Source organism: Pseudoalteromonas sp. P1-16-1b (assembly GCF_001401785.1).
In the GTDB taxonomy this organism is placed as follows: Bacteria; Pseudomonadota; Gammaproteobacteria; order Enterobacterales; family Alteromonadaceae; genus Pseudoalteromonas; species Pseudoalteromonas undina.
In genome coordinates this window covers 80,989-98,157 of the sequence record NZ_LKGQ01000018.1, presented here as the reverse complement: position 1 = coordinate 98,157, position 17,169 = coordinate 80,989, and the positions used below count along the sequence as shown (strand labels likewise).

Here is a 17,169-nt window from a genome sequence, read left to right as displayed (position 1 = left end):
GGGTTCGGGGTTCGGGGTTCGGGGTTCGGGGTTCGGGGTTCGGGGTTCGGGGTTCGGGCAACAATGATAAGCGACATCGAATAAGCCAATTCAAGTGGTTAGCTTCGTTTATTTTAATAAGTACTAACTTGATCTGTCAGGTTTGAACTGTAGGACTTTATCAAAGCTGAATTTCGGCAAAGTGCCAAAAGCAGCCATTAGCAACGCCTCGTTAAGAGTCAGTAAAATAGGTGACGAAGGAGCAAAAGCCAACTGTTTTTTGTCCTTTTAAACGGCTTATTTAATAAAGCTTCCCGTTATTTATATACATAGTTTCACATGCCCATTCAACATCTTGTTTGTTAGCCATAACTTTACTATTAGCAAATTGTTTAGCCATTTCTATTTTACATGATTTCATAAAGGTAGACTTCTCATATGTTAAACCAAGATATATAGATACTGAAATTGATATTACGCCAATAATAAACATAGCTAATGTTTGTGGTTTCATTTGAAATCCTTATCTTTAGTAGTCAACTACAAAGCTGAGCTGTTTCTAATTTGATTGCCGCAGAGTACGTTGCGCGTTTTAATTTCGTTATTGAAGGAGTGACATCTTTAATTTTGCAATCTTGAATCAGGCAACCTATTTCAGGGCCAGTTAGTCCTCGCTCAGTATCGGCTAATACCCGACAAGCAGCTTCAAGTTTCAGGGAGTTAAATATCTCGATTATTTGCATGATTTATAGTGTTAATAATTTATTCCGTTTAATTTGATATGACATACGTTTTTGATTCGATATCGCTAATAATTGTTTGAATTAATGCTTCTGTTCGATCTATAAATTCACAAACTAAATGCTCACTCATAATATAGAATTGAGTCTCACTTTCGTTAAGCTCCAAGGAGTTAAACATATTCAGCATTTTGTTTTTATTTTGCCTTATCGTGTCTGCGTTTTTACCTGCGAATTTTCCATTTTGATGCACAATTTCATTTCTCAGATTTTGAAACTGTCCTATTCGAGGCCATATATGCTCTATAGATGAAAATGGCAACCCAACAGTTATTTTTAAGTACTCAACTGCTTTTTTAATTATATTTCCTCCAGAAAGGCCATCATATGAAAAATCTGCTTTTACTTTGAATTTAACCTCTGTACATATTTGTGCCAAAGTACTTTCCAAAACGGTATAAACCAAAACGATTGAAGAATGATATAGATAACTATTTATGGCCCTTTGTTCTTCTAAAAACATTTCTTGAAGTAATGCCTCATGCTCCGGGTTATCGATTGAATCTTGATATATTTGATCTCCTAAACTTTCCGTTCTTTCCTCTACAGACTGTGAAGAGAAATTCATATATTCCCGCAGGTATTTAATTTCATACGTGAACCTATCTGTTAATAGGTTTAAATTAAAAGTAACTTCTGAAACATCTTCTTTCTTAGTGAACATACAAACCTATGAGTTAACTGTTAGACATAACATCTTATAATTACCATTTTGATAGTTTATAAAACACAAAAACGGTGGCTAATAATGTTATCGAACAAAATTAGGATTCGACTCATCAAAACAGGAATAAATTTAACTTTTTCAATAACTGGTTTTCGCTCTCAGCCGAACTTCGTAAAAGTGCCAATTGCAGACATTGATAACACCGCACTAAGAGAACTAGAGTAGTGGGTTGAAATGTGTAGCGAAGCGAAACCTACCCCTCTGTTTTAGTTCCGTTTAAATGCCTTATTAGCTGTTTTACCCTCTATAAGGAATGGTTGATTTAACCACATTAACTTTCTGTAATCCTGATTTAGATAACAAAAGCTCAATTGATTTTTTGCTTAGTTCTGAGTGTGGGTTAGGGCCTATGACAATTTGTTTAAAGCATTCATTTTCAATTTTTAAATTAACATATGGAATTAGGTAATACTCTGAACTGCGTAAACAAATATTTTCATGGATCTCGCCGTAAACTACATATCTCCATTCAGATTCTTCACTAAAACTAGAGTCTTTCATCAATGTACATGCAGCTTTCATTTGCATAATAACTTCTGATGATACATTTTGATTAATGAAAGAATTATCTTCTGTAAACTCGACACATTTATCTATACCAAGCTTAAGAATATGCTCGGCATATTCAGACTTAAATTTATCATTGTAAATAACGGGATATAAAAGACTATTGTTTGAGTGACTTGATTTAAAATTTGGTTCAACTGTAATAGATACACCATGACAATTTGGAGTATATGCACGCCACTGACTTAGCAAATCTTTTTCATTAGTGAACGATAATACAAAAACACCAGAGTTTTGTGAAAAGCTAAGGTTAGAACCAATTCCTTCACTAAAAATAAAAAAAGGCGATAAGGAGTCTAAAAATCGAGTGACTTTAGGATTTTCTAAGTTCTCTTTTTTTAGCTTTTCATAAGCTTTTTTTAGAAAGCCAAAACCATGAAAAAATTCCTGATGGTCATTTAAATAACTAATTTCAGTTACCCAAAAAGACAATTTCCCATCTTGTTTTACAATATTATTTAAAGCTTCATACGAAGTATAATGACATAGCTCACTAGGCCTTTTTTGGTTTAAATAATCTGAGTAATAATTAAATTTATTCATATATTGATAGGTACCATTGAACAGCTAACACTAAGCTAAACGGCGCAGTAAAGCTGGCAGCTTTTTTGGAACAAAAAAGATGACAGGTTTACGCAGTCCGTTTTGAGCGCCTTGATACTCATTGAGCCTCCTCCCCAGCATCGCGTTTATTCGCTACGCTGAAAAGGCAACCAACCTTACAGGAGAAAGCTCAATGAACTTTTACAATAACATGCATCCATATTATTGTGGAATCGATTTACATGCGCGATTGCTTTACGTCTGTATCATTGATAATACAGGACTTATCCTTGTTCACAAGAAAAATTAAAGATGACCCCGAAGCACTACTAAAGCTACTTAAACCCTACATTAGCGATATTGTTGTTGGCGTGGAGTGCATGCATTGCTGGTATTGATTCGCTGATTTTTGCAAAGAGCACACTATCGACTTTATTCTAGGTCATGCCCTATACATGAAGGCAATTCATGGCGGTAAAGCTAAAAACGATAAAATAGATTCGTATAAAATAGCCAAACTTATCCGTGGTGGTAACTTTCCACTCGCTTATGTGTATGACAAAGATATGCGTGCTACGCGCGACTTATTACGGCGAAGAACCAAAATTGTTCGTCATGGCGCTGATTTAAAAGCCCATGTAGCCAATACTGCCAGCCAGTACAATTTACCTGCCCACAATGTTAACTTAAAGAACGTTTGCGACAGAGAAAAGATGCGCTATTACTTCCCTGATCCCGTTGTGCAACGATCTATTAATTTAAATATGGCCATACTCGATTGCTATCACAATGAGCTTAAGCCTTTAGAGCATTATATTGAACAAATGGCCAAGCAACACAACCCTGTTCACCTTAATATTTTGCAAACAATTAATGGTATAGGCCGTATTCTTGCACTCACCATTATTTACGAAATTGGTGATATCAATCGCTTTTCAAGCGTACAAAAGTTCGCTTCATACAGTCGGTTGGTCAAATGCAAAGCGGAGTCTGCTGGCAAAACCTATTGCACCCAAGGTAATAAAATTGGCAATGCACATCTCAAATGGGCTTTCTCGGAAGCTGCCGTATTACTGCTGCGCCACAATCATAACGCTAACAAATACCTTGAAAAACTACAAAAACGAATGAGCAAAGCCAAAGCACTGGCAGCGCTTGCACATAAGCTTGGTCGCTGTGTTTATTACATGCTTAAAAAAGAGACGGTATTCGATGAAGCAAAATTCTTAAAGAGTTAGTCACGGTACTGAGTGAGCTGAACATCTAACTGGATTTAAGGCTGAGCATCAATCAATTGGGTGAGTTAATAACCAACAAGGTTTTACCTGATTATATGCCTACAGACCTAAGCCACCTGTCTTGATTAGACGCTCAGTACGCGTGCATTAATACAATAAACAAAGCCGCTTACACCTGACTTGAGCCTTAAACTAACTGGATCATAATGATGAAACCAGCCGCCTTGAATAGTGCCATGATGAGGTTAACCGATGAATGTCTAGTGCCCCAGCAACCCCAAAAGGATATGGGAAAAACCTGGCTGCGATGAGATCGCAATAAGAGAGCCTCTATATGTGTTTGCCGTAAGCTACTTGCTTAACAGCCGTATCGACAGACGAAGTAAACGAATTTGTTTATTGGTTTAGAATTGACCGTCAATTTATAAAAACGGTCAAAAAGAACACTAATGCCTATTGACAGAGTTAAGGCTCATATGTGTTATATTGCTAACTCGATGCTGTTTTTAGGGTAGATCATTCCATTCATTGTAGTCACTGGTGTTTTCATCTTACCTGGGTGATACAACGTATCAATTTTTCCAATGTTATTCTCTACTGTATACGACTCATCAAGGCTTGTAATCACAGTTTTACATGCAAGTTCATCAATACTTCTACAAGAATCCGCAATCAAATTAGTGATGTTATAAACGAATTTATACATATCAAAACCGAGTTCATAAACAACCCCATCGAGTTTTAAGCTTGGTTTATCACAGCACATTTTCATATTGGTGAGAATGTCATTTAAATAACTAAAGCATTCACCGATAATTGATAACTCTTTTGTGACAAAGTCCATTTTTCTTTGATAGTCCTTACGTCCTTCTACAACATTATTATCAATAAAAGATTTAACACTTTTAGCAAAGGTTTCTAACGGAATAATAATATTTTGTGTATGACTGATTAGCACATGTTCAGGAATCACGGCAATTAGACGAACTTCATCAACATCACCTACATGATGAAAATAGTTTCTGATAAGTCGTAGTATTTTAAATTCGGGAGAGTTTTTGATATTACAATCAAACAGATCTTTTAACTTGTCAGCAACTGAATGAAGGTTATTTAAATATGAATATAGGGTGTTAATATCTCGTTCATCAGAAGAACGAAAATCTAGGAGTTCTTTTTGACTATGGAAATACCGATCTATGAATGTATGCTTGTGCATAAGACTCCATTACAATATAACAGCTTATTGAACACCGTTTTGGTGGTTTATAACACACCAAAACGGCGTATATTACATACCATGATAATTTCACCAATAATTACCTTTGTAAATAAGTAATTAAAAGAGCTAGGAATTAAGCATGTTATTTTGCCCCAAAACGGCGTTTAATAATGTTATCGGACAAAATTAGATTTCTACTCAAAGCACTAGAATAGATTTAACTTTTTCAGTTTCCGCTTCTCGCTCATAGCAGCTTGTCAGGTGAAATCTAAACTAATTCTCCTCAGCTGTAAGATCAGATATGAGCTACTACACCTATATGGCTTGCCTTTTTATTTTTATAATGTAATTCGCCGGTCAATTTCTTTTTAAATTTATATTTTATTACTGTGTTTATCGCGGATTGTTTTTTTTAGCTGTTTCTTAATTAAGGTTTGTTCGCAATACAATGCAACAAAAACCCCAATAAAACTCGAAAAGATCACAATAAGCCAATAGTAAGCACTATTAAACGTGACTATCTCTGAAATAGACAGATACAAATTGAATGGAACCACAAAAATTAAAAACCCTAAGACTTTGATAAACTCCCTAAATAGCTGAGAGTCCATTTTGGCTGAGTTTATATGAGCATTAATAGTTTCGTCTGACACATTACCTAGCTCAGTGTATTCCTTTTTCAACCAATTGAGATAATCCAATTTCACTTCCTTTTTTATATTTTACGTTTTAATCACCTGATTTCATTCTCGACAAAATAATTACACTTTATTGATTACATGTAAACAATACAATGACTTAACACTTAAGCTGTGTGCTAAAAAGAACTAACAGGGAGAGGTAGTGAATTAAGAAGATGCAACAAACCACGGCGCTAAATTCAACGCCGTGTTGGGCTCTTTTTACTGACAACTGATAGCTAAAAACTGAACGCTTTTATTTACGTCTTCTGTTAGGCGCTCTTTGCCCTGTAATACGTTTTTTATCGCGATCTTTACGCGCTTTGTTAGTGTTTTTGCGGTTATCTTTAGGTGGTTTATTTAAATCGGGCTCATAGCCTTCAAGCCATTGTGGGGCTAAACGCGTATCAAGCAGTACTTCAATTTCTTCAAGTAGCCATTGCTCATCTAAACTCACTAACGACATTGCAAGGCCTTGCTCGCCAGCTCGTCCTGTGCGGCCAATACGATGCACATAATCTTCAGCTATGTATGGCAATTCAAAGTTAATTACATATTTAAGTGCCGGTATATCTAAACCGCGCGCGGCTACATCGGTGGCTACTAATACACGCGTACTGCCTTCTTTGAAGTTATGAAGAGCGCGGTCGCGAGCACCTTGTGATTTATCACCATGAATAGATTCGGTTTTTAAACCATCTTTACACATTTCTTTGGCAAGCTTATCGGCCATTTGTTTTGTGCGGGTGAATATAAGTACTTGGCGCCAGTTTTTCATGCCAATCATGTGCGATACCAGTTCGCGCTTTCTGTCTTCATCTACTGCGTAAATAACTTGTTCAACCTCTACAGCAGCAGAGTTGCGCTTATCAACTTCAATAAGTTCAGGGTCTTTGAGCAATTTTTTACTCAGCTCAAATACACTGTCATCAAAGGTGGCGGAAAACAGTAAGGTTTGACGATCGCCTGGGATATGACGCAGTATTCGTTTAATTTCGTCAATAAAACCCATATCAAGCATACGGTCTGCTTCATCAAACACCAAAGAGTCCACGCTTGAAAGCACCACACTGCCCTTCACTATATGATCAAGTAAGCGCCCTGGCGTTGCCACTATTACTTGCGCTGTTTTAAGTGCTTTGATTTGTGGGCCAATGCTTGCGCCACCATAGGCAAGTGCACCTTTTATATCTGTACCTTGTGCGTATTTTTCAAAGCTTGCAAATACTTGCTGAGCAAGCTCCCTAGTGGGCGTTAAAATAACCACACGGGCAATGCCTGGTTCGTCTTTTTTAGTGGTATTTAAAAGCTTATGTAATAGCGGCAAAACAAAAGCGGCTGTTTTACCAGTACCAGTTTGAGCGCTGCCCATAACGTCTTTGCCCGCTAAAATTGGCGGTATCGTTTTGTGCTGAATGGCGGTAGGCGTAGTGTAATTATTTTGCTCTATTGCCGTTAATAGTAACGGGTCTAGGGCTAGTGATGAGAACGATGTGGCAGACATAAGCTTGGCTTTAAAATAACAAAGAACGCTATTATACCTGAGCTTAAGTAATAAAAAAGGCGCTAAATAGCGCCTAAGTAAAATGAAGTATTTAAGCCGGTTTTAATGTGGCTTTACGCTCATTATAAAATGCAATTAAATCATCTACGGTGCTTTGACAGTATTCACGAATACCCGATACCACCATGTGTTTTTCACCAAAACCCACCTTTTCGCCGTTTTCGAGTAAATTAAAGCGCAAGGTTATTTTGCCGCGTTTGCCAGCGTATTCAAAGCTTGGCTCTGCAAACTCTAGGGTCGGTGATTTAATATCAATGTTATTAAGGTTAATTATCATTGATTCATAAATAATCATAGGGCGCGCAGGGTTTATCATTACCTCTTGCTTGCCCATTAAAGGAATAATTACATGCGGGAACGCAGCACCTGAGAACTCAACATAATTTTTTATTAAACTGTTTGTAAGTGTTGGGCATTTACTGGTTTTACCGTCGCGTTTAACCTTTAAAATTACTTTTTCGCCATGGTTTACATCAAACTCTTCTCCAGGTTGTTCTGGAAAATTTAGCTTGGTATTTTCATCAACCATACCGGCAAAGGTAAACTCCATTCGCTCACTAATGCCATAGCGGTCTAACACTAGAGAAAAAAGTAAGTCTCCTGGTGCGCAAAACTTTTTAGCGTCTTTATCATGAAGCGGGTTGTAGTCGTCGGCTACACATTTAGCAAAGCGACAACCTTGCTCACGAGAAATTGAAACATAATCAGCATGCTGCTGATAGTAAGGACTTAACATAGTGTGTTCACTGCTTAAACTGCTTATAACCTAGCTATACTACCAGAAAAAAAATCTTGAGAGGTCGAATCTGTTTAATAAAGGCGAAAAATGATAATTTGCAACCCGCTAATTAACTAAGTAAATTAGGCAAATACGAGTTTAAGGGATTAACTAATGAAGTATTTTTCTTTATTAATATGTGCGGTTTCATTTTTAACTGGCTGTAGTAACGTTACTTACACAACCAATATCGACGACGAGGCTTTATCAGAACACGTTTCAAGCCACATTAAAAAACGTGGCCTAGAGCAGTTTTACAGTATTCAGGACGCTCTCGATAGAGGTGCAAGCCCCCTTGGTGGAATAAAAGGCGAAAGCTGCGATGTATCAGATGATACGCGAACATCCTCAATTAGCTATAACCGTTTGAAATCACAAGCTATAGAATCCCTTAAAAACGATGTGCTTTATTTAGGTGGCAATGCATTTACACTAGAGCAGTGCCAATCAGTATCCCGCTACAATTGTGATTTAGCCGTTATTTGTACCAGACAAGCCTATAATTATTAATAGCTCTGAATTATCTAATTGAGACTATAACGCTATGTAATTCGTTTTCTCTCATTTCCCCTATCAAACAACAAGCTGTATTTGCCAATGACTTTTTACTTTTTAGCTGCCGCTATTTTATGTGTTTTCCCACAGTGTAAACTCACTGTATTTCGCCAACCATTATGGCAATACTTATTACTGCTAAGTGTTATTACTGCCTATTATCAACAATATATAAATTTAAACGCGGTTGCTGTTATAGCTGTTTATGTGGGGTTGTTTCACTTTACGCTAATGGCAAGCTCAGCGTTAAAACGTAATGTTCTAACGTCTTTATTTATAACAGCCTCACTCGGGTTAGCCTTACATTGGTTTGCGGGGTTTAATAACCTGCCAATTGTTGTTAATGAACAAGTCACCAGTAACGCAATTGCATTTACCCTGTATGCTAATTTTGATAAAGCATTAGCGGGTTTAATGCTGAGCGCTTATTTTTTTGCAAAAAACAAAACGATAAAGCCAGTGACTATCGGCTACCCTATTTTAATTATAACTATCACCATTTTAGCGGCGCTTATAACTGCTTTAATATTGGGCCTTGTTGAATTTGCGCCAAAAGTACCTGAATTTTGGTTGTTATTTATAGCTATCAACCTACTTTTTACCTGCGTTGCAGAAGAGGCATTATTTAGGGGGGTGATACAAACTAAGCTTTCAAAACTAATAACCCCGAGCAGATTTGCATTACTGGCACCGGTGATCAGTACTTGTGTGTTTTCACTGGCACACTTTTCAGCGGGTACTCATTATATGCTTGTGGCGGCCGTTGCAGGTTTTGGTTATGGCTATATTTACTATAAAACTAGCCGATTAGAATGGGCCATTTTATGTCATTGGCTCGTTAATGTGTTTCACTTTTTCTTATTTACTTACCCTATGCTGGCAACTCCATCTTAGAATTACAGGCACAAAAAAGCCGCTTAAATTAAGCGGCTTTTGAATCTATATACGCGATTACGCACTTGGGTAATCGCGGTATGCGCGTTCTATTTTTTTAGCCTGCTTTTTAGAAATACCTAAATGGGCAAGCGCAACACGTAAACGTGCACGCGATAGATCTGATCCTAAAATCTCCATTGCATCTAATACCGAAGTTGATGATGTTTTGCCGGTAATAGCCACAAATATAGGCTCTAAGAAGTCTTTAATTTTAAGCTCGTGGAAAGTGGCTACTTCTTTTGCAATTGCAAAAATAGCTGGCTTTTCAAAGCTACGTAAGCCTTCTAACTGCCATACAAAAAATTGTAATGCTTGGCGAATAACATCTTCATCAGCTTTACCGGCTGTTAATAGCGCTGGGTCGTAAGTCGGGATGCCGCCTACAAAGTGCCCTGCTAAATCAACCATGTCAGAGAGTGTATTTATACGCGTTTTAGCTTCAGGTAAGACTTTAGCCAGCATGTCGCCATTAAATTTCCAGTCAACAAAACGCTGCATTAGCTCTGCATCAGTTAAGTTTTCGCGGATCCACATACCGTTTAACCAGCTTAACTTGTCTACGTCGAATACTGGGCCACCAAGCGATACACGCTTCATGTCAAAATGTTCAATCATTTCATTAAGGGTGAACTTTTCACGCTCATCAGGCATTGACCAACCCATACGGCCTAAGTAGTTTAGTACCGCTTCTGGTAAGTAACCCATTTCTTTGTAGTAATTAATAGACGTTGGATTTTTACGCTTAGACAGTTTTGATTTATCTGGATTACGCAGTAATGGTAAGTGACCTAGTACCGGTGCTTCCCAACCAAAATCTTCATAAAGTTTTAATAGCTTAGGCGCTGAGTTTATCCACTCTTCACCACGGAAAATGTGGCTAATTTGCATATGGTGATCATCCACCACGTTAGCTAAAAAGTACGTTGGAAAACCATCCGCTTTTAATAGCACTTGCATGTCTACGTTTTCCCACGGGATCTCAATTTCGTCGCGTAGGAAATCGTTAAACTTAAAGGTACCTTCGCTTGGGATTTTCATACGTATAACGTACGGTTTACCAGCAGCTAGGTTTGCTTTAATTTCGTCTTCTGTGTGGTTTAAGCCACGACCATCGTATTTAGGACGCAGACCTTCGGCCATTTGCTCTTCACGCATTTGGTCCAGTTCTTCGCTGGTTGCGAAACAGTAGAATGCTTTGCCGTCTTCAACTAACTGATGAGCGTATTTTTTATATAAATCACTGCGCTCAGATTGACGGTATGGACCAAATTCACCACCTACATCAGGACCATGATCCCACTCAAGGCCTAACCAGCGTAAGCTATCCATGATGGCTTGTTCAGATTCTGGTGTGCTACGAACTTGGTCAGTATCTTCAATACGAAGTACAAATTCACCGCCTTGCTGTTTAGCAAAACAGTAATTAAATAAGGCAATGTAAGCGGTGCCAAGATGCGGGTCACCAGTTGGTGACGGAGCAACACGGGTACGAATTGTCATGGTAATGTCTCTTTTAATAAGTGAGATGGTATGAAATACCAATAAATATTTTAAGCGGCTACTTTGTTTAAGTAAGCAATAATATCGTTTGATTCATAAAGCCATTTAACTTGGCCATCTTGCTCAATACGTAAACAAGGTACTTTAACTTTTCCGCCTTGCTCTAATAGCTCTTGGCGGTATTGCTCATCATTTTTTGCATCGCGTGTTTCAATTTTTAAGCCTTCACGCTTAATTGAACGGCGCACTTTTACACAAAAAGGGCATGCTTTGAATTGATAGAGCTTAAATTGTGCGGTTTGCTGATCAAGCTTAGTTTGCTCTTGCGGATCACGTTTTTTGCTACGCGGCGTAAAAACAAAATTAAAAAATAAGATGATACAACCTAAAACCCAGCGAACTAATTTCATCTTCAATACTCTTTACAACAAATTTAAGGTGCAAGATTTTAACACAAAAAAGCGCAACACTATAAGCGGATTATACGTTGCGCTATATCGTTAAAAAAGTGCTTAATTACAACACCACCATATCATCTCTGTGTAGCACTTCCACGCCGCTATCGTAATCAAGTAAATGGCTGATTTGATTAGAGTGTGCGCCTTTTATTTTATCGATTTCAAGATGACTAAAGCGAGTTAACCCGCGTGCAATAATTTGCTGGTTTACATCAATTAAGTTAATTAAATCTCCACGTTCAAATTCACCTATTGCACGCGTAATGCCTTTAGCAAGTAAACTAGCCCCCTTAGATTGCAATGCATGCACCGCACCGGCATCAATTAAAATTTGGCCGCTACTTTTAGGCCCTGCTAATAACCATTTTTTTCGGCCATCTTTAGGCGCGGTAAGTTTTAAAAAACGGGTGCCTGGTAGTTGCTCGCTCATGCATTTTAAAATCACGTTTTCATCAGCGCCTTTGGCAATAATCACCTCAACCCCAGCTCTTCTGGCAATATCTGCGGCCTGTAGCTTGGTTGCCATGCCCCCTGTGCCTAGGTTTGTACCACTGCCACCAGCAAGTTGGCGTAACTCATCATTAATATGAGTAACTTCGTCAATCAAGGTGGCGTTAATGTCGGTGCGCGGATCGCTGGTAAATAACCCTTGTTGGTCGGTCAGTAGCAGTAATTTGTCGGCATTGGCTAAAATAGCCACCAATGCCGACAAGTTATCGTTGTCACCTACTTTTATTTCGCTAGTAGCAACTGCGTCGTTTTCATTAATGATCGGCACTACATCATAATTTAATAAGGCATTGAGGGTATCGCGGGCATTTAAATAACGCTCCCTGTCGTCAACATCCGCGCGCGTTAGTAGCATTTGCCCGACGTTAACGCCATATAACGCAAATAAACTTTGCCAAATATGAATGAGTTGCCCCTGTCCAATGGCGGCCAACATTTGTTTGTCTATTAATGTGCGCCCACAGGGTTTTAATAGCTGTTCGCGACCTGCGGCAACCGCACCGCTTGATACCAAAATAACGTGATGACCTTGCTTTTTTAGCTCACAGCATTGGCGAACAAGTTCCACCATATGTGCTTTGTCTAACTTATCGGTACCGCCAGTGAGTACGCTTGTACCTAGCTTTACAACTACGACCTGATCCCTTTGCATGTTTTTTACTTTGCGCAATAAATGATGAATTTATTTATACCAGTTCGGTATTTTTGAACAAGTAAAAAATATTCAATCACCCCCTCTGCATGCTAGGATCGCACTATATTCAACCGTTTAAATTACGCCTTATGCCTGCCAGTTTATGTTTAATTATTGCCACCTTTTTGTGGGGTAGCTCCTTTATTGCACTTAAATACGCGATTGCGATTTATGACCCTGCCTTGGTGATATTTTTACGTATGCTCACCACTTTACTGATTTCGTTATGTTTATGGCGTTACGTAATTCGCTTTGAATATTTAAAAGGCGATTGGAAGTACTTATTAGGCATGTCGCTGGCAGAGCCTTGCTTGTACTTTTTATTTGAAGGCCACGCAATGGAATATACCTCTGCATCTCAGGCGGGGGTGATTGTTTCTTGTTTACCCATTATTGTGGCATTTTTAGCGTTTTTCATGCTCAAAGAGCATATTAGTAAAGCTATTGTGGTGGGTTTTACGCTGTGTATTGGCGGTAGTATTTTACTGACCTTGCTCTCACCCAGCTCAAGTCAAGCCCCAAACCCATTACTGGGAAATTTTTTAGAATTAATGGCCATGGTGTGCGCGGCATTTTATACCGTGTGTATAAAACATTTAGCTAACCGCTATTCCCCACTCACATTGATTGCTCTGCAAGGCGTGAGTGGTAGTTTGTTTTTTGCTCCGTTTTTATTATTTATTGACCTACCCAATGAAAATCAACACGATTTAACCGCACTAATGAGCATTTTGTACTTAGGCTCTTGTGTTACTTTGGGTGGGTACGGCATGTACAACTACGCGATTAGTAAAGTGTCGGTGTTAACCGCAGCGGCTTACTCTAATTTAATCCCTATTTTCACTTTAATTTTGTCAGCCATTATCCTCAACGAAGTACTAACTCTTGGCCAGTGGATCAGCATATTTGTGGTGTTTATAGGCGTAATGATTAGTCAACGCCATCAAGAACTAGTGGTTGATATTCCTAACTCAACTTCGGGTGAGGATATTTCTGCCGACACTAACCACCTTAAATCGGTACCCGAGGCCAGCGAATCAAAAGGGTAACAGGTTAATAAATACAACCCTGATTGCTGCAAAAAATCGGTGTTGTACTGATTAATTACCTCAACATGAGTCACTGAATAATGCTGCACTTGGCCATTTTTAAGTTGTAGAGAAAATTGTTCCCCCACTTTAGCGTTTTTTAAAAACGCAAAGTGGGTATCGTTGTGGCCAGCAATAAGTGCTCCTTGCGAGTTACCAAAATCAGCCCCACCTAACTCCCCAGCAGGTAAAAAGTGGCTCGGCGCAAACGCTAAGTTTCTACCACTTGCACCATCAAGCACGGTTAGTCGTTTGTTATGCTTTGGCCATATTATTTGTGCCACCGGGTAGCTATCAGCATAAAACCATGGCTTAATTTTTTTATTGGGCGATTTAAGGGTCGTTTGCCAAGCTTGCTCTATTAACACTTGTGCAAGCCACGCCTTTGCCTGCATGTATACACCATGGCCAAACAAGCTCAAACCTAAGGCAAGTAAACCTATGCTTAGCCACTTTTTCATTTACAGCGCCTTACTAACAAAAGACCACCTAGAAGTAGTAATGCTCCAAACACAATATGTATTTTGCTTTGCCCATCTGTTTGCGGCAAGCGCATGGTCATTCCTTGTGGCATAGTATTAGCCACTTGTGTGCTTTGTTTAGCAACTTCTTTAATAGTGGTCTCTTCTATGGCAATAAACGCAGTAAATGGGCTAAGTAATTGATGCTCAAGCGCGAGCTGCTGCACTTGCTGTTTTACAACACTTTGTTGGTTGTATAACAATAACGACTTTATTTTTTGCCGTGCCCAAAGCTTATCAATTCCAGTGGCTTTTGAACTTGCTTTCGGATTAAGCTTAACCTTAAACTCCCCATGCGCAGTTTGCCCCGTAAAAGTAATTGTATCGGTAGTGTCTAATTTAATAGCCACCATAATAGGCTCAGCAAAATATAGGTCAGGCAAAGGTGAGGGCCAAAAATCTAAGCTGCTTCCATTTGTATTTGTTAACGCTAAATTAGTCATAGCCGGGTGAGCAAGTTTATCAAACAACTGCTGCATTTTCGGCTGCACATCATGAGCACTGCTTATAAAGGTGTAAGTTCCCTTACCTATATCAGCGGCACGACGCATAAAATAACGGTTAGGCGCACTACCAATGCCCACAGTAAATAAACGGCTATCACCTAAGGTATGCGCAATATGTTTAAATAACTGATCTTCGTTACTTACGCTACCATCAGTTAAAAACACCACTTGGCGTACAAACCCTTCAAACTGCGCACCATCGAGTACTGCATCAAGTGCGCCTTTTATTTCAGTTCCACCATCGGCTTGTAAGTTGTAAATAAAACGCTCTGCGCGACGTAAATTAAAGTCACTGGCAATTAATGGGGTCTCACTCATGGCTGCAACCTCATTATTAAAACTGACAATATTGAAGCTATCATCACTATCTAATAATGATAATGCGTAAAACAGCGCTTTTTTAGCTTGTTCAATAGACTGCCCATGCATAGATCCAGAAGTATCAACTACAAACACCATTTCACGCGGTAAACGCTGAGATTGAGTAAAGCTATCGCTTGGCGGCATTAACATTGCTAACGCATACTGCTCACCATTTTGTGCTTGCTGAGTAAAAAGTGCAGCTTGCGCTTGCGCTATTTGAAGTGGTTTAAACTCAAGTACAAAGTCTCTATTTATGGCTTGCTGTGGTTTTAGCGCAATGCTGTATTGCCCAAATGCAGGGTTTTCAACATTAATTTGATGGTACTTAGCATTTATATCAACCAATTCTAAGCCTATATCCATGTTAATTGTTAAGCTTAAATCGCTGGCATTTGTCGCCTCATTGGTTTGTTTTGTGTAAACAGGGCTTAACCAACCCTGTGGAGTGAACAAAGGTGCATTAGCGCTTTTTATCGCATGTGTATCTTGATCATCGTTAACTTCCCCTGTTATTGCATGATAGCGTGGCGTAATTGTGGTTGGAAAATGAATCGCAAAGGTTCCGTGTTGGTAATCAATAATCTCTTGATACTCAAGCGTTATAACTATTTCTTCTCCTGGCCCTACATTTGCCACATTTGTAATAAACATATTTGCACGCTGCTGTCGCAGCAATGAAGCTTGTTTGCCTGCTTTTTTGGCAGCTTGGTACTGTTTTTCAGCTTGGCGTTTTTTTGCTATTTTACCTTTGATAACTCGCTCGCCAATGCTCATGGTCATTGCTTGCACGGCGCTTTCATCGGGTAAAGGAAATACATAACGTGCATTTACGGCAAAAGGGTTTTCATTTATGTAGTGCTGCGTTACTACAACATGATTAATTAGCCCTGTTAGGGTCATTTTTGCATCGCTTTTTAAAATAACCCCAGGGTTAACCGCCACTCCTTGGCTATCAAACAAGGATAGTTTTGGCGACTGTGCATGGCTTTTAAAGCTGGCTAAAAGCACGATGATAATAAAAATAAAAAGGCTTACCTTGGTAAGCACTTTGGTGGGTTTACTCAACATAAATCACTCCCTCGAACGCACGCTGTTAATTGCTTGCTGTTTGGTCAGTCGTTTGATTTAGCGCACGGGTAGTGAGAGTAACGCGTCTGTCAAAAAAGTTATCTTCAAGGGTGTTACTGTTTGCTATGCTTTGCTGCTCGCCAAATGCTTGTGCGCTTAAACGTATATGGCTTACACCTTGTTTAATTAAGTAACTTTGTACGGCGTTTACTCTGGCTTTTGAAAGTAATAAGTTTGCTTGCTCTTCACCACGCTGATCGGCAAAGCCACTTAAATCGAGTGCGAGTTGCGGTTGGCTTTTTAATAACGCAACTAATTGATCAAGCTGCTTGGCAAAATGTGGAGCAATATCGCTAGAGCCTGTTTTAAATTGCACTGTCATCGCCAATAAATTATTAAGCTGCGATTGCGTTAATTGCTCATTTTGTTGCGCCAGTAGTTCAAGTTGCGCCTCTAGGTGACTGTTATGATTAAGTACGTGCTGGTAGTCGTTGGTTTTCTCTGTCATTACAGTTAAAGCTTGCTGCTGCTCAGCAATGGTTTGCTCAGCTACCTTGGCATCGCCAATCAAACCACCAGCAAATGCGCCTACAAACGCGCCGATTGGCCCACCAACAACACCACCAATAATGGCACCGGTGCTCAGGCCAACAATTGTTTCTTTTTTTGCTTCTTTTGATGGGGTATCCGCAGCAAATACTGGCGTACAAAAAGTGCTAACAAGTGTAAGTGCGATTAATGTTTTCTTCATGATCTATTCCTTACTATTAATAATGGTTGGCAAGCTATTGGTTGGCACTTGCGTTGTATTGGTAATTTCAATAGCTGTATTAAAACACCATGAAGTGGCAACAAAGGGGAGTAAAAATGGC

At 39.0% G+C, this 17,169-nt stretch carries 15 protein-coding genes and 1 pseudogene; 4 read left to right on the top strand and 12 right to left on the bottom strand.

Annotation, left to right across the window (positions count from 1 at the left end; all coding sequences use genetic code 11):
* Positions 1 to 280: 280 nt before the first annotated feature.
* The 3 genes from AN392_RS13410 to AN392_RS13395 all read right to left on the bottom strand — a co-directional run bounded on the left by AN392_RS13410 (position 281) and on the right by AN392_RS13395 (position 2,616).
* Entirely contained in the window at positions 281 to 493 is a 213-nt protein-coding gene (locus tag AN392_RS13410) for a hypothetical protein (protein WP_055013000.1), read from the bottom strand.
* Between the two features lie 257 nt (positions 494 to 750).
* Positions 751 to 1,443, bottom strand: a complete 693-nt coding sequence (locus tag AN392_RS13400) for a hypothetical protein (protein WP_055012998.1) — start codon at positions 1,441 to 1,443, stop codon at positions 751 to 753.
* 300 nt (positions 1,444 to 1,743) lie between these two features.
* Positions 1,744 to 2,616 (bottom strand): DUF2971 domain-containing protein, encoded by an 873-nt coding sequence (locus tag AN392_RS13395; protein ID WP_055012997.1) that lies wholly within the window; start codon positions 2,614 to 2,616, stop codon positions 1,744 to 1,746.
* Between the two features lie 193 nt (positions 2,617 to 2,809).
* On the opposite strand from AN392_RS13395, the pseudogene AN392_RS13390 reads away from it, so the two are divergent.
* Positions 2,810 to 3,854 (top strand): annotated as a pseudogene (locus AN392_RS13390) (IS110 family transposase).
* Between the two features lie 481 nt (positions 3,855 to 4,335).
* Here the strand turns inward: AN392_RS13390 and AN392_RS13385 are convergent.
* The 3 genes from AN392_RS13385 to AN392_RS13370 all read right to left on the bottom strand — a co-directional run bounded on the left by AN392_RS13385 (position 4,336) and on the right by AN392_RS13370 (position 8,056).
* Positions 4,336 to 5,073 (bottom strand): hypothetical protein, encoded by a 738-nt coding sequence (locus AN392_RS13385; protein ID WP_055012996.1) that lies wholly within the window; start codon positions 5,071 to 5,073, stop codon positions 4,336 to 4,338.
* A gap of 939 nt (positions 5,074 to 6,012) precedes the next feature.
* Complete coding sequence (locus tag AN392_RS13375) at positions 6,013 to 7,260, bottom strand: DEAD/DEAH box helicase (RefSeq protein ID WP_055012994.1); 1,248 nt, start codon at positions 7,258 to 7,260, stop codon at positions 6,013 to 6,015.
* A 91-nt stretch (positions 7,261 to 7,351) separates the two neighbouring features.
* Positions 7,352 to 8,056, bottom strand: coding sequence for a DUF3581 domain-containing protein (locus AN392_RS13370; RefSeq protein ID WP_016900441.1), 705 nt, complete (start codon positions 8,054 to 8,056; stop codon positions 7,352 to 7,354).
* 156 nt (positions 8,057 to 8,212) lie between these two features.
* Here AN392_RS13370 and AN392_RS13365 point away from each other — a divergent pair, with 156 nt between their 5' ends.
* Positions 8,213 to 8,608, top strand: coding sequence for a hypothetical protein (locus AN392_RS13365; protein ID WP_055012993.1), 396 nt, complete (start codon positions 8,213 to 8,215; stop codon positions 8,606 to 8,608).
* A gap of 87 nt (positions 8,609 to 8,695) precedes the next feature.
* The gene (locus AN392_RS13360; protein WP_055012992.1) at positions 8,696 to 9,547 is read left to right on the top strand and encodes a CPBP family intramembrane glutamic endopeptidase; all 852 of its coding nucleotides are present in this window, start codon (positions 8,696 to 8,698) and stop codon (positions 9,545 to 9,547) included.
* Positions 9,548 to 9,604: 57 nt separating this feature from the next.
* Here AN392_RS13360 and gltX read toward each other — a convergent pair whose 3' ends face one another.
* The 3 genes from gltX to proB form a co-directional block, all read right to left on the bottom strand.
* Positions 9,605 to 11,089 (bottom strand): glutamate--tRNA ligase, encoded by a 1,485-nt coding sequence (gene gltX, locus AN392_RS13355; protein WP_055012991.1) that lies wholly within the window; start codon positions 11,087 to 11,089, stop codon positions 9,605 to 9,607.
* A gap of 50 nt (positions 11,090 to 11,139) precedes the next feature.
* Positions 11,140 to 11,499: a glutathione S-transferase N-terminal domain-containing protein gene (locus AN392_RS13350; protein ID WP_008111110.1), complete on the bottom strand. Its 360-nt coding sequence runs from the start codon at positions 11,497 to 11,499 to the stop codon at positions 11,140 to 11,142.
* 106 nt (positions 11,500 to 11,605) lie between these two features.
* Positions 11,606 to 12,709, bottom strand: a complete 1,104-nt coding sequence (gene proB / locus AN392_RS13345; protein ID WP_054201823.1) for a glutamate 5-kinase — start codon at positions 12,707 to 12,709, stop codon at positions 11,606 to 11,608.
* Between the two features lie 131 nt (positions 12,710 to 12,840).
* On the opposite strand from proB, the gene AN392_RS13340 reads away from it, so the two are divergent.
* Complete coding sequence (locus tag AN392_RS13340; protein WP_055012990.1) at positions 12,841 to 13,800, top strand: DMT family transporter; 960 nt, start codon at positions 12,841 to 12,843, stop codon at positions 13,798 to 13,800.
* On the opposite strand, the gene AN392_RS13335 is transcribed toward AN392_RS13340, so the two are convergent.
* The 3 genes from AN392_RS13335 to pdsO are packed head-to-tail and all read right to left on the bottom strand — an operon-like array spanning position 13,695 to position 17,048.
* Entirely contained in the window at positions 13,695 to 14,300 is a 606-nt protein-coding gene (locus tag AN392_RS13335) for a class GN sortase (protein WP_036981504.1), read from the bottom strand. The two genes, AN392_RS13340 and AN392_RS13335, sit on opposite strands and share 106 nt — an antisense overlap.
* Positions 14,297 to 16,297 (bottom strand): marine proteobacterial sortase target protein, encoded by a 2,001-nt coding sequence (locus AN392_RS13330; protein WP_055012989.1) that lies wholly within the window; start codon positions 16,295 to 16,297, stop codon positions 14,297 to 14,299. Before AN392_RS13330 ends, AN392_RS13335 begins: the two co-directional genes overlap by 4 nt.
* A 25-nt stretch (positions 16,298 to 16,322) precedes the next feature.
* Positions 16,323 to 17,048, bottom strand: a complete 726-nt coding sequence (gene pdsO / locus AN392_RS13325; RefSeq protein WP_055012988.1) for a sortase-associated OmpA-like protein PdsO — start codon at positions 17,046 to 17,048, stop codon at positions 16,323 to 16,325.
* Between the last annotated feature and the right edge of the window lie 121 nt (positions 17,049 to 17,169).

Bases quoted from the DNA above. Each gene is read 5' to 3' on its own strand.
- AN392_RS13410 (WP_055013000.1), bottom strand. From the start codon at position 493: ATGAAACCACAAACATTAGCTATGTTTATTATTGGCGTAATATCAATT.
- AN392_RS13400 (WP_055012998.1), bottom strand. From the start codon at position 1,443: ATGTTCACTAAGAAAGAAGATGTTTCAGAAGTTACTTTTAATTTAAAC.
- AN392_RS13395 (WP_055012997.1), bottom strand. From the start codon at position 2,616: ATGAATAAATTTAATTATTACTCAGATTATTTAAACCAAAAAAGGCCT.
- AN392_RS13385 (WP_055012996.1), bottom strand. From the start codon at position 5,073: ATGCACAAGCATACATTCATAGATCGGTATTTCCATAGTCAAAAAGAA.
- AN392_RS13375 (WP_055012994.1), bottom strand. From the start codon at position 7,260: ATGTCTGCCACATCGTTCTCATCACTAGCCCTAGACCCGTTACTATTA.
- AN392_RS13370 (WP_016900441.1), bottom strand. From the start codon at position 8,056: ATGTTAAGTCCTTACTATCAGCAGCATGCTGATTATGTTTCAATTTCT.
- AN392_RS13365 (WP_055012993.1), top strand. From the start codon at position 8,213: ATGAAGTATTTTTCTTTATTAATATGTGCGGTTTCATTTTTAACTGGC.
- AN392_RS13360 (WP_055012992.1), top strand. From the start codon at position 8,696: ATGACTTTTTACTTTTTAGCTGCCGCTATTTTATGTGTTTTCCCACAG.
- gltX (WP_055012991.1), bottom strand. From the start codon at position 11,089: ATGACAATTCGTACCCGTGTTGCTCCGTCACCAACTGGTGACCCGCAT.
- AN392_RS13350 (WP_008111110.1), bottom strand. From the start codon at position 11,499: ATGAAATTAGTTCGCTGGGTTTTAGGTTGTATCATCTTATTTTTTAAT.
- proB (WP_054201823.1), bottom strand. From the start codon at position 12,709: ATGCAAAGGGATCAGGTCGTAGTTGTAAAGCTAGGTACAAGCGTACTC.
- AN392_RS13340 (WP_055012990.1), top strand. From the start codon at position 12,841: ATGCCTGCCAGTTTATGTTTAATTATTGCCACCTTTTTGTGGGGTAGC.
- AN392_RS13335 (WP_036981504.1), bottom strand. From the start codon at position 14,300: ATGAAAAAGTGGCTAAGCATAGGTTTACTTGCCTTAGGTTTGAGCTTG.
- AN392_RS13330 (WP_055012989.1), bottom strand. From the start codon at position 16,297: ATGTTGAGTAAACCCACCAAAGTGCTTACCAAGGTAAGCCTTTTTATT.
- pdsO (WP_055012988.1), bottom strand. From the start codon at position 17,048: ATGAAGAAAACATTAATCGCACTTACACTTGTTAGCACTTTTTGTACG.